The sequence below is a fragment of the Pseudomonas sp. AC169 genome, from assembly GCF_979258515.1.
In genome coordinates this window covers 2,663,411-2,675,229 of record NZ_OZ409866.1, presented here as the reverse complement: position 1 = coordinate 2,675,229, position 11,819 = coordinate 2,663,411, and the positions used below count along the sequence as shown (strand labels likewise).

At 59.0% G+C, this 11,819-nt stretch carries 10 protein-coding genes; 7 read left to right on the top strand and 3 right to left on the bottom strand.

Annotation, left to right across the window (positions count from 1 at the left end):
* Together ACZZ0G_RS12215 and ACZZ0G_RS12210 are read left to right on the top strand one after the other, a co-directional pair.
* A complete protein-coding gene (locus ACZZ0G_RS12215) occupies positions 1-1,785 on the top strand; it encodes a GMC family oxidoreductase (protein ID WP_463556292.1) in 1,785 nt (594 codons plus the stop codon).
* A 12-nt stretch (positions 1,786-1,797) separates the two neighbouring features.
* On the top strand, positions 1,798-3,099 hold the full coding sequence (locus ACZZ0G_RS12210) for a c-type cytochrome (protein ID WP_463556291.1): 1,302 nt from the start codon (positions 1,798-1,800) through the stop codon (positions 3,097-3,099).
* Positions 3,100-3,158: 59 nt separating this feature from the next.
* On the opposite strand, the gene ACZZ0G_RS12205 is transcribed toward ACZZ0G_RS12210, so the two are convergent.
* The gene (locus tag ACZZ0G_RS12205; protein WP_463556290.1) at positions 3,159-3,434 is read right to left on the bottom strand and encodes a hypothetical protein; all 276 of its coding nucleotides are present in this window, start codon (positions 3,432-3,434) and stop codon (positions 3,159-3,161) included.
* Positions 3,435-3,641: 207 nt separating this feature from the next.
* A complete protein-coding gene (locus tag ACZZ0G_RS12200; RefSeq protein ID WP_463556289.1) occupies positions 3,642-3,944 on the bottom strand; it encodes a hypothetical protein in 303 nt (100 codons plus the stop codon).
* Between the two features lie 225 nt (positions 3,945-4,169).
* On the opposite strand from ACZZ0G_RS12200, the gene ACZZ0G_RS12195 reads away from it, so the two are divergent.
* The 3 genes from ACZZ0G_RS12195 (at position 4,170) to ACZZ0G_RS12185 (ending at position 7,813) form a co-directional block, all read left to right on the top strand.
* Entirely contained in the window at positions 4,170-5,228 is a 1,059-nt protein-coding gene (locus ACZZ0G_RS12195) for a PA0069 family radical SAM protein (RefSeq protein WP_463556288.1), read from the top strand.
* A 239-nt stretch (positions 5,229-5,467) separates the two neighbouring features.
* Positions 5,468-6,196 (top strand): carbonic anhydrase, encoded by a 729-nt coding sequence (locus tag ACZZ0G_RS12190; protein ID WP_064116616.1) that lies wholly within the window; start codon positions 5,468-5,470, stop codon positions 6,194-6,196.
* Positions 6,197-6,286: 90 nt separating this feature from the next.
* Positions 6,287-7,813: a SulP family inorganic anion transporter gene (locus ACZZ0G_RS12185; RefSeq protein WP_463556287.1), complete on the top strand. Its 1,527-nt coding sequence runs from the start codon at positions 6,287-6,289 to the stop codon at positions 7,811-7,813.
* A 130-nt stretch (positions 7,814-7,943) separates the two neighbouring features.
* On the opposite strand, the gene ACZZ0G_RS12180 is transcribed toward ACZZ0G_RS12185, so the two are convergent.
* Positions 7,944-8,594 carry a hypothetical protein gene (locus tag ACZZ0G_RS12180; RefSeq protein WP_463556286.1) on the bottom strand — a complete coding sequence of 217 codons (651 nt, stop codon included), beginning with the start codon at positions 8,592-8,594 and terminating at the stop codon, positions 7,944-7,946.
* A gap of 369 nt (positions 8,595-8,963) precedes the next feature.
* On the opposite strand from ACZZ0G_RS12180, the gene coxB reads away from it, so the two are divergent.
* On the top strand, positions 8,964-10,091 hold the full coding sequence (gene coxB / locus ACZZ0G_RS12175) for a cytochrome c oxidase subunit II (protein ID WP_463556285.1): 1,128 nt from the start codon (positions 8,964-8,966) through the stop codon (positions 10,089-10,091).
* Between the two features lie 82 nt (positions 10,092-10,173).
* Positions 10,174-11,760 carry a cytochrome c oxidase subunit I gene (gene ctaD / locus ACZZ0G_RS12170; RefSeq protein WP_463556284.1) on the top strand — a complete coding sequence of 529 codons (1,587 nt, stop codon included), beginning with the start codon at positions 10,174-10,176 and terminating at the stop codon, positions 11,758-11,760.
* Positions 11,761-11,819 lie beyond the last annotated feature (59 nt).

Genomic DNA, 11,819 nt, shown 5'->3' with positions numbered 1-11,819 from the left:
ATGGCAACGGTAATGAAGAAGGTAGATGCGGTCATCGTCGGTTTCGGCTGGACCGGCGCGATCATGGCCAAGGAACTCACCGAAGCAGGCCTCAACGTGCTGGCGCTGGAGCGCGGGCCGATGCAGGACACCTACCCCGACGGCAACTATCCCCAGGTGATCGACGAACTCACCTACAGCGTGCGGAAAAAACTCTTTCAGGACATCTCGAAAGAAACCGTCACCATCCGTCATAGCGTCAACGACATTGCTCTTCCGAACCGCCAGTTGGGTGCGTTCTTGCCGGGTAATGGTGTGGGCGGCGCCGGTCTGCACTGGTCAGGCGTGCACTTCCGGGTCGATCCGATCGAGTTGCGCATGCGCAGCCACTACGAAGAGCGCTACGGCAAAAGCTTCATCCCCAAGGACATGACCATCCAGGACTTCGGCGTCAGCTATGAAGAGCTGGAGCCGTTCTTCGATTTCGCCGAAAAAGTCTTCGGCACCTCGGGCCAGGCGTGGACGGTGAAAGGCCAACTGGTCGGTCAGGGCAAGGGCGGTAACCCTTATGCGCCGGATCGCTCCAACCCGTTCCCGCTGGAAGCACAGAAGAACACGGTGTCCGCACAGCTGTTCGGCAAAGCGGCTACAGAAGTCGGGTACAAACCCTACAACCTGCCGTCCGCAAATACGTCGGGGCCGTACACCAACCCTTACGGCGCGCAGATGGGCCCGTGCAACTTCTGCGGTTTCTGCAGCGGTTACGTCTGCTACATGTATTCCAAGGCCTCGCCGAACGTGAACATTCTGCCGGCGCTGAAACCGCTGCCGAATTTCGAGCTGCGCGCCAACGCCCACGTGTTGCGCATCAACCTCGACAGCACCAAGAGCAAAGCCACCGGCGTCACCTACGTCGATGCTCAGGGTCGCGAGATCGAGCAACCGGCGGATCTGGTGATTCTCGGCGCGTTCCAGTTGCACAACGTGCGTCTGATGCTGCTGTCCGGCATCGGTAAGCCGTACGACCCGATCAGCGGCGAAGGCGTGGTCGGGCGTAACTTCGCCTACCAGAACATGGCGACCATCAAGGCATTCTTCGACAAGGACACCCACACCAACAACTTCATCGGCGCCGGCGGCAACGGCGTGGCGCTGGACGATTTCAACGCCGACAACTTCGACCATGGCCCGCACGGCTTCGTCGGCGGCTCGCCGATGTGGGTCAACCAGGCTGGCAGCCGACCGATTGCCGGCACCTCGAACCCGCCGGGCACACCCGCGTGGGGCAGTGCCTGGAAACGTGCAACCGCCGATTACTACACCCACCAGGTGTCGATGGACGCCCACGGCGCGCATCAGTCCTACCGTGGCAACTACCTCGACCTCGATCCGGTGTACCGCGATGCCTACGGTTTGCCACTGCTGCGGATGACCTTCGACTGGCAGGAAAACGACATCAAGATGAACCGCTTCATGGTCGAGAAAATGGGCAAGGTCGCCGAAGCGATGGGGCCGAAAGCCATTGCCGTGATCGGCAAGAAAGTCGGTGACCACTTCAACACGGCGTCCTACCAGACCACTCACCTCAACGGCGGCGCGATCATGGGCACCGATCCGAAGAAGAGCGCGCTGAACCGCTACCTGCAGAGCTGGGACGTGCATAACGTCTTCGTTCCCGGCGCCTCGGCATTCCCGCAAGGCCTGGGTTACAACCCGACGGGCCTGGTTGCCGCACTGACCTACTGGTCGGCGAAGGCGATCCGCGAGCAATACCTGAAAAACCCCGGCCCGCTGGTTCAGGCATAAGGAGCGATGACCATGAAAAATCTCGTTATCGCGACCCTGGCCCTGCTCGGCAGTGCCGCCATTCATGCAGCTGAAGTTGATCAAAGTCTGATCAAACAGGGCGAATACCTCGCCCGCGCCGGTGACTGCGTAGCCTGCCACACCGCAAAGGGCGGCAAACCATTCGCCGGTGGCCTGCCGATGGAAACCCCAATCGGCACGATCTACTCGACCAACATCACCCCGGACAAAACCGGGGTCGGTGAATACAGTTTCGAGGATTTCGATCAGGCTGTGCGGCATGGCGTCGCCAAAAACGGCAGTACGTTGTACCCGGCAATGCCGTATCCGTCCTATGCGCGTGTCAGCGAAACCGACATGCAGGCGCTGTACGCGTACTTCATGCACGGCGTCGAACCGGTGGCGCAGGAGAACAAGGCCAGCGATATTCCGTGGCCGTTGAGCATGCGCTGGCCGTTGATGGGCTGGCGCTGGATGTTTGCGCCGAAGGTCGAGGACTACAAGGCAACCGGTGACGACGCCGTTACCAACCGTGGTGCCTATCTGGTCGAAGGCCTCGGCCATTGCGGCGCCTGCCATACGCCGCGCGCGCTGACCATGCAGGAAAAATCCCTCAGTGCCGCTGACGGCACAACCTTCCTCGCCGGCAGTGCGCCGCTGGAAGGCTGGATCGCCAAAAGCCTGCGCGGTGATCACAAGGACGGTCTGGGCAGCTGGAGCGAGGAGCAACTGGTGCAGTTCCTCAAGACCGGGCGCAGCGACCGCAGCGCGGTGTTCGGCGGCATGAGCGATGTGGTCACCCACAGCATGCAATACATGACCGACGCCGATCTGACCGCAATCGCCCGCTACCTCAAGTCACTGCCGGCCACTGATCCAAACGATCAACCGCATCAGTACGATGAGAAAGCGGCGAAAGCGCTGTGGAATGGCGATGACAGTCAGCGCGGCGCTGCGGTGTACATCGACAACTGCGCGGCGTGCCACCGCACCGATGGCCACGGCTACACTCGGGTGTTCCCGGCGCTGGCGGGTAACCCGGTGCTGCAATCGGAAGACCCGACTTCGCTCATTCACATTGTGCTCAAGGGCGGTACGTTGCCAGCCACGCACACGGCACCGTCGACCTTCACCATGCCCGGTTTCGCCTGGCGCCTGTCGGATCAGGAAGTGGCGGATGTGGTGAGTTTCATCCGGGGCAGTTGGGGCAACAAAGGCGCGCCGGTGAAGGCCGCCGATGTGGCCAGCCTGCGCAAGAACGATATGCAGACGACTTCCGCGGATGATTTGGGGCAAGTCACCAAGCATGACTGACGGATGTGATTGATACGCCGCTGGCACGGTTCGACATTTCGTGCGGTGCCAGCGGACGGTCAACGCTTGGACTGAAAGCCTTTGAACTGCGCAAATGCATCGGCAAGCTGCAGGTATAGCTTCTCGTCGTGTTTGTCGATGTCACCATCGCCGTCAGTATCGACGGCGTCTTCGGAGATCACGTCATAACGATCATTGGCCTGCGATGACGAAGCAAAAAGCGAATAGTCGTAATCCATCATTTCGGTCGCGTCTTCGCTGTAGTGATAAAACGCGATCTCCGGACTTCCAACTCGATCCATATCCGCAATTTCCAGCAGTATTCTGATAGCCATGGATGGAATCCTTCAGATTGATTACGTGCTTGAGATTAGGCTTGGCGAAAATTCCGGTCTACTGTCAGAGTTGACAGGGTGTATGCCCAGCCAGCCCTTGACTGATCACCTGCCATTCACAGTGTCTTCTTCTAAAACAATAAAGTCCTGCATGAATTTTCATACAGGACTTTATTGTTATTTGTTCTGCGACTCTTACACTTTCAACTACGGATTAACGATACTTACATAAGCCTTGGCCAGTACAATCAACTTCGCTTTGTCGTCGTTATCAATATCGCCATCACCGTCCACATCTTTCTTGTTGGTGCGAACAGTGAACGTTTTGCCACGGTCGCTGGACACCGCCACCACGTAGATCGAGTCGACGAGCGCCTCGGTAGGCAGTTCCTGTTCGGCGTTCCAGCCCAGTTCCTTGCGCGCCAGTTGCATCGAAACAATCGTATTGGGCTCCGATGCATTGGGCAGCATCAGTTGCATAAAGACGCCACGCTGATTGAGATAAGACATGAATTAAATCCTTTTAATCTGATTATCGGACAAGTGCCGATGGAAGTGGCCAAGACTATATTCGATAACTTGTCACGACAATGGAGCATATGTATCTCGGGTTGTATTCAGCCTTTGCACCTCTATATAAACTTTGGAATTCAAAAAGCCCCATCGCTGAACGGTACTGGATCACATCGGGTGCGCTCAGTTACTGTATGCATATACAGATCAGGAGCCCGCCCAATGATCAACCCTCTCCCGCCCCGGGGTCGCGGCACTGCGACCAACCCGCATAACCGCTTCGCGCCTAACCGCTCGGTGGCGGAGGATGACGGCTGGTATCAGGAAGTGCCCCTGACCCAAGGCACCGAGGTGATGATCGAAACCGCAAAAACCATCATCACCCGCAATACGTCTCCGGATCTGCCTTTCGACCGCTCGATCAATCCCTACCGAGGCTGCGAGCATGGCTGCATCTATTGCTACGCGCGGCCGAGCCACGCTTATTGGGACATGTCGCCGGGGCTGGATTTCGAAACGAAACTGATCGCCAAAACCAACGCCGCCCAAGTGCTGGAAGAACAGCTTGGGAAAAAAGGCTATCAATGTGCGCCGATCAACCTGGGTTCCAACACCGACCCGTATCAGCCAATCGAGCGCGAACACAAGATCACCCGGCAAACCCTCGAAGTGCTGCTGCGCTATAAGCACCCGGTGACCATCGTCACCAAGGGCTCGCTGATCCTGCGCGACCTCGACCTGCTCACCGAACTGGCACAGCAACGGCTGGTGGCGGTAATGATCAGCCTGACCACGCTGGATGACGAACTCAAACGCATCCTCGAACCGCGTGCCGCTGCGCCCAAGGCTCGATTGCGGGCGATCAGGGTCATGCGCGAAGCAGGCATCCCGGTCGGCGTGCTGTGTTCGCCGATGATTCCGATGATCAATGACAGCGAAATCGAAAACCTGCTCGACGAAGCCCACGCCGCCGGGGCGCAAAGCGCGGCCTACATGATGCTGCGCCTGCCACTGGAAGTAGCGCCGCTGTTCGAAGAATGGCTGCAGGCGCACTATCCGCAACGCGCCGCGCATGTGCTGAGCCTGATCCGCCAGAGCCGTGGCGGTGAGCTCTACGACAGCCGTTTTGGTGCACGCATGCGTGGTGAAGGGGTATTCGCCGACCTGCTCGCGCAGCGTTTTGCCAAAGCCATCAAGCGTCTTGGCATGAATCATCGCGAAGGCTATAACCTCGATTGCACGGCCTTCTGTCCGCCGGGTCGCCAGATGTCGTTGATTTAGCGACAATTGGCCTATGGTTGAGGGGTTGGAATCCTTCCGTCGAAATCACCCCAGTCACGTTTTTTGTGACCTGGAACACACGTGCTAGAGCGTTTGATTCAGTTTGAGTTAAGTTTCGGCGGCTACCTTGTTCATCGAGTGACTGACGGGTCGGGATGACCCGGATGTTTTAAACAGCCACTGGCTTCATACCGGAATACATGGGAACGACTCCCCTAATCCGCCAAAGAGGATGAATCATGAGTGACAAGGATAAACAGCCGTTGGCTGCGTCGGCGCAAACCCCTGAAGCGGAATCCGCCGATGCAGCGCTGCGACAGATCGTAGACGGCTTTTTGCATTTTCATCATGAGGTCTTCCCACAGCAGGAAGAACTCTTCAAGAAACTCGCCACGGCCCAGGCGCCGAAAGCGATGTTCATCACCTGCGCCGACTCGCGCATCGTTCCCGAGCTGATCACCCAGAGCTCCCCGGGCGACCTGTTCGTGACCCGTAACGTCGGCAACGTTGTCCCGCCTTACGGGCAGATGAACGGCGGCGTTTCCACCGCAATCGAATACGCGGTACTGGCCCTCGGCGTGCAGCACATCATCATCTGCGGCCACTCCGATTGCGGCGCCATGCGTGCGGTACTCAACCCGGACAGCCTGGAAAAAATGCCCACGGTCAAAGCCTGGCTGCGCCACGCTGAAGTCGCGAAAACCATGGTGCATGACAACTGTCACTGCGCCGACGAAAAAGAAAGCATGCCGATCCTCACCGAGGAAAACGTCATCGCCCAGTTGCAGCACTTGCGTACCCATCCTTCGGTAGCCTCGCGCATGGCGAACGGTCATCTGTTCATCCATGGCTGGGTCTACAACATCGAAACCAGCGAAATCAAAGCTTACGACGCGGATCAGGGACGCTTCCTGCCGCTCGACGGTAGCCATCCGATCCCGGTGGCGACGCCCAAAGCGCGCTTCTAAATCTTCCTAAAAATCTGTGTGGTTTGACGCCGGCCGCTGTTTCAGCGGTTCGGCGAAGCCATGCCTGAAGAAAACTTCGGGAGAATCGCCATGCGTGCGGCTCAATTGAAAGCGGTGTTGCCACGGGAGTTGCTCGCTTCAGTGGTTGTGTTTCTGGTCGCGTTGCCGCTGTGCATGGGTATCGCGATTGCGTCAGGGTTGCCACCGGCCAAAGGTCTGATCACCGGGATCATCGGTGGTCTGGTGGTCGGTTGGCTGGCCGGATCACCGTTGCAGGTCAGCGGGCCGGCGGCGGGTCTGGCGGTGTTGGTGTTCGAGTTGGTGCGCCAGCACGGCATCGAAATGCTCGGGCCGATTCTGCTGCTCGCCGGTTTCCTGCAACTGGTCGCCGGGCGCCTGAAGCTCGGTTGCTGGTTTCGGGTCACGGCGCCAGCGGTGGTGTACGGGATGCTGGCGGGGATTGGCGTGTTGATCGTGCTGTCGCAGGTGCATGTGATGCTTGATGCCAAGCCGCAACCTTCTGGCCTGGACAATCTCACGGCGTTCCCGGCGGCGGTGGCGCAGGCCTTGCCGTCATTCGGCTGGCAGGCCGGTTTGCTCGGGCTGTCGACGATTGCGGTGATGTGGCTGTGGGAAAAATTCCGCCCGCATTCGCTGCGCTTCGTGCCCGGCGCATTGCTCGGCGTTGGTCTGGCGACGGGTGCGAGCCTGTTACTGGCTCTGCAAGTCAAACGCGTCGAGGTGCCGGCGAATCTGGCGGAGGCAATCGATTGGCTCAAACCTGCTGATCTGCTCAGCCTGGCCGACCCGACGCTGCTGATTGCCGCGTTCGCCGTGGCGTTTATCGCCAGCGCCGAAACGTTGTTGTCCGCCGCAGCGGTGGATCGCATGCACAGCGGCGTACGTTCGGACTTCGACCGTGAACTGTCGGCGCAAGGGGTCGGCAACATGCTCTGCGGTCTGCTCGGCGCACTGCCGATGACCGGGGTGATCGTGCGCAGTTCGGCCAACGTCCAGGCTGGTGCGACCACGCGTTACTCGACGATCTTCCATGGCCTGTGGCTGCTGGCATTCGTGCTGTTGCTGTCGAGTGTGCTGCAGAGCATTCCGGTGGCGAGCCTGGCGGGCGTGCTGGTCTATACCGGGTTCAAACTGGTCGATCTCAAGGCGTTTCGAGGTTTGGGTCGTTATGGGCGCATGCCGATGTTCACCTATGCGGCGACGGCGCTGGCGATCATCTTCACTGACCTGCTGACGGGCGTGTTGATCGGTTTCGGTCTGACGATGTTGAAACTGGCGTTCAAGGCTTCGCGCCTGAAGATCAGCCTGATTGATCTGCCGCAGGACGGCGAGATGGAGTTGCGTCTGGTCGGCGCGGCGACATTCCTCAAGGTGCCGGCGCTGACCCAGGTGCTGGGCAGTATTCCGCAGGGGACGACGGTGCATGTGCCGCTCAATAACCTGAGCTACATCGACCATTCGTGTCTGGAGTTGCTGGAGGAGTGGGGCCGGGCGAATGCGGCGAAGGGCTCGAAGCTGTTGATCGAGTCGCGCGGGCTGAAGCGACGGCTTGAGGGGCGGGTTCGAACTAACACTGGCATCGGTGCGGCCGGATAGATAATCCATTGTGAACACAAACCCTGTGGGAGCGAGCCTGTTCGCGAAAGCGGTGTATCAGCCAACAGAGCTGTTGAATGATCGACCGCATTCGCGAGCAGGCTCGCTCCCACATTGGATTGTGTGTAACTCAGGCGGCAGGCTGGTCGAGTTCCAGACCCACATCCAGTCGCCGGCCCATGCACGGCCAGCGTTTCCACGCGGCGCCGGTGTCCGGGCTGCTGAGTTTGTCGCGGTAGATTTCTACCGATTCCAAGGCAAAACTCTCGTCGTTGAGCATCTCGTCGATCGCGTGATGAACCGCTTCGTCCAGTTGGTTGGCAAATTCCTCACCGATCAATTGGTGAGCAATCAAGTTGGCGACCGTCATGTCCAAAGGGATCAGTGGCTGGCCGAAATGCTTGATGTACAGGTCGTTGACCTCTTCGACAAAACGGTGCGCCAGATAGGCTTCGTCGAGCAGGCTGTCCAGGCCAACATGCCCGGCCATGATGGCTGGCGGCTGGAGGAAATACTGCTCGGCGATCTTCAGCACCGGTTTGATCTGCGATTCGATTCCCGCTTCCCTGGCGACTTCATTGGCTGCATCCAGCAGGTCTGGCACTTCATCGATGTAGGCGGCGACAAAACGCGTCAGCACGCCTTGGGCGTCGGCTTCCGGCAACTGGATCGCCGGGTGTAAATGCGGCAGCTTGCTTTCCAGCTGACGGGTCAGCAGGCCGGTGTCTTTTTCGTGTTGTTGGGCTTTTTGGATCTGCTCGCGCAATGCGGCGGTGTTCATGAAAACTCCAGGAAACAAGGCAATGAAATAGGGAAGACATAAGTTAGCTGGCTTACGAAAAATGCTAAGACGCATTTGTCATAATTATTTCATCCTTGATGCGCCTGCGTTATATCGGTTTGCCACCACTGGTCTGCATCCTTCTCCATTCGTGCCCTTGAACGCAAGTACCAGCTGTTTCAGATGATTTACGTCGGCACATTGCAATTTCCCGACGCTGTCTATACTCGCCAATGAATGGAGTTAGCTGATGACGCCCGACTGCACCCGCAGCAAGGCCCGGCGATTCAAGTTCGTAGTCTGATGCAGCCGCTCCCTTGCCGCAGGCGAAAGCCGGCGGGATAACAAGAACGATAAGGGGAACCCGCAATGATGCGACATCCACACGTCTGGATGGGCCTCCTGTTGTGGTCGATTTTCAGCCAGGCCAACGCCGCCTGGACTGTGAATATGGCGCCTGGAGCGACTGAAATCAGTCACGCAGTATTCGACCTGCACATGACCATTTTCTGGATCTGTGTGGTGATCGGGATCATCGTCTTCGGCGCCATGTTCTGGTCGATGATGGTGCACCGCCGTTCTACCGGGCAGGTCGCCGCAAAATTCCACGAAAGCACCGGCGTCGAAATCATGTGGACCGTCGTGCCGCTGCTGATTCTGGTGGCCATGGCCGTACCGGCGACCGCCACCCTGATCAAGATGTACGACACCAGTGAGCCGGACATCGATATCCAGGTCACCGGTTATCAGTGGAAGTGGCACTACAAATACCTGGGCCAGGACGTCGAGTTCTTCAGCAACCTGGCCACCCCCGCCGAGCAGATCCACAACAAGGAAGCCAAAGGCGAGCACTACTTGCTCGAGGTCGACAAGCCGTTGGTGCTGCCGACCGGTGCCAAGGTGCGCTTCCTCGTGACGTCTGCCGACGTTATCCACTCCTGGTGGGTGCCCGCCTTCGCGGTCAAGCGCGATGCGATTCCGGGGTTCGTCAATGAGGCGTGGACGCGCATCGACAAGCCCGGAATCTACCGTGGCCAGTGCGCCGAATTGTGCGGCAAGGATCACGGCTTCATGCCGATCGTGGTCGAAGTCAAAGAGAAAGCCGATTACGAGAAGTGGCTGGCCGAGCGCAAAGCCGAGGCCGCGCAACTCAAAGAGCTGACCAGCAAGGAATGGACCCTCGACGAACTCAAGGAGCGCGGCGACAAGATCTATCACACCACCTGCGTCGCCTGTCACCAGGCCGAAGGTCAGGGCCTGCCGCCGATGTTCCCGGCGCTCAAGGGCTCGAAAATTGCCACCGGACCGAAAGAAGGCCACTTGAGCATTGTCTTCCACGGCAAGCCCGGCACCGCCATGGCGGCGTTCGGCAAGCAGTTGTCGGAAGTCGATATCGCAGCGGTCGTGACCTACGAACGTAACGCCTGGGGCAACAACAAGGGCGACATGGTCACGCCAAAAGAAGTGCTGGAGCTGAAACAGGCGGAAAGCAAATGAGCCGGTCTATCGCGTACTTCGTGAACCGGCCGGGGCAGCACGCCCCGGCCCGCCCCGCCCACTCACGTAAAGGAGACCGGCCATGAGCGCTGTCATCGATGACCACGGTCATGCCGACCACGCCCACGGCCCCGCCAAAGGCCTGATGCGCTGGGTGCTGACCACCAACCACAAAGACATCGGCACGCTGTATCTGTGGTTTGCGTTCCTGATGTTCCTGCTCGGCGGCTCGTTCGCCATGGTGATCCGTGCCGAGCTGTTCCAGCCCGGTCTGCAGATCGTCGAACCGGCGTTCTTCAACCAGATGACCACCATGCACGGACTGGTGATGGTCTTCGGTGCAGTGATGCCGGCGTTCGTCGGCCTCGCCAACTGGATGATTCCGCTGATGGTCGGCGCGCCGGACATGGCCCTGCCCCGGATGAACAACTTCAGCTTCTGGCTGCTGCCGGCAGCGTTCCTGCTGCTGGTCTCGACCCTGTTCACCCCCGGTGGCGGGCCGAACTTCGGCTGGACCTTCTACGCACCGCTGTCGACGACCTATGCGCCGGAAAGCGTGACCTTCTTCATCTTTGCCATCCACCTGATGGGGATCAGTTCGATCATGGGCGCGATCAACGTGATCGCTACCATTCTCAACCTGCGCGCCCCCGGCATGACCCTGATGAAAATGCCGCTGTTCGTCTGGACCTGGCTGATCACCGCATTCCTGCTGATCGCGGTGATGCCGGTGCTGGCCGGGTGCGTGACGATGATGCTGATGGACATCCACTTCGGCACCAGTTTCTTCAGCGCTGCCGGTGGCGGTGACCCGGTGTTGTTCCAGCATGTGTTCTGGTTCTTCGGCCACCCCGAGGTGTACATCATGATCCTGCCGGCCTTCGGCGCGGTCAGCCAGATCATCCCGACCTTCGCCCGCAAACCGCTGTTCGGCTACACCTCGATGGTCTACGCAACGGCGAGCATCGCGTTCCTGTCGTTTATCGTCTGGGCGCACCACATGTTCGTGGTCGGCATTCCGTTGGTGGGCGAATTGTTCTTCATGTACGCGACCATGCTCATCGCCGTGCCGACCGGGGTGAAGGTGTTCAACTGGGCCAGCACCATGTGGCAAGGCTCGATGACCTTCGAGACACCGATGCTGTTTGCCGTGGCGTTCGTGATCCTGTTTTCCATTGGTGGCTTCTCCGGGCTGATGCTGGCCATCGCCCCGGCGGACTTCCAGTATCAGGACACCTACTTTGTGGTCGCGCACTTCCATTATGTGCTGGTGCCGGGGGCGATCTTCGGCATCTTCGCCTCGGCCTATTACTGGTTGCCGAAATGGACCGGGCACATGTACGACGAAACCCTCGGCAAACTGCATTTCTGGCTGTCATTCGTCGGCATGAACCTGACCTTTTTCCCGATGCACTTCGTCGGTCTTGCGGGGATGCCGCGACGGATTCCGGACTACAACCTGCAGTTCGCCGACTTCAACATGGTCTCCTCGATTGGTGCGTTCATGTTTGGCGCCACGCAGATCTTCTTCCTGTTTATTGTGATCAAAACCATTCGCGGCGGCCCGCCGGCACCGGCCAAGCCTTGGGATGGTGCGGAAGGTCTGGAGTGGAGCGTGCCGTCGCCGGCGCCGTATCACACCTTTACCACACCGCCGGAAGTGAAATGACTGTGGGAGCGAGCTTGCTCGCGAAGAACGATAACTCGGTTTCACTGAGAAACCGCAGC

Bases quoted from the DNA above. Each gene is read 5' to 3' on its own strand.
- ACZZ0G_RS12195 (WP_463556288.1), top strand. From the start codon at position 4,170: ATGATCAACCCTCTCCCGCCCCGGGGTCGCGGCACTGCGACCAACCCG.
- ACZZ0G_RS12205 (WP_463556290.1), bottom strand. From the start codon at position 3,434: ATGGCTATCAGAATACTGCTGGAAATTGCGGATATGGATCGAGTTGGA.
- ctaD (WP_463556284.1), top strand. From the start codon at position 10,174: ATGAGCGCTGTCATCGATGACCACGGTCATGCCGACCACGCCCACGGC.
- ACZZ0G_RS12180 (WP_463556286.1), bottom strand. From the start codon at position 8,594: ATGAACACCGCCGCATTGCGCGAGCAGATCCAAAAAGCCCAACAACAC.
- ACZZ0G_RS12185 (WP_463556287.1), top strand. From the start codon at position 6,287: ATGCGTGCGGCTCAATTGAAAGCGGTGTTGCCACGGGAGTTGCTCGCT.
- ACZZ0G_RS12190 (WP_064116616.1), top strand. From the start codon at position 5,468: ATGAGTGACAAGGATAAACAGCCGTTGGCTGCGTCGGCGCAAACCCCT.
- ACZZ0G_RS12210 (WP_463556291.1), top strand. From the start codon at position 1,798: ATGAAAAATCTCGTTATCGCGACCCTGGCCCTGCTCGGCAGTGCCGCC.
- ACZZ0G_RS12200 (WP_463556289.1), bottom strand. From the start codon at position 3,944: ATGTCTTATCTCAATCAGCGTGGCGTCTTTATGCAACTGATGCTGCCC.
- coxB (WP_463556285.1), top strand. From the start codon at position 8,964: ATGATGCGACATCCACACGTCTGGATGGGCCTCCTGTTGTGGTCGATT.
- ACZZ0G_RS12215 (WP_463556292.1), top strand. From the start codon at position 1: ATGGCAACGGTAATGAAGAAGGTAGATGCGGTCATCGTCGGTTTCGGC.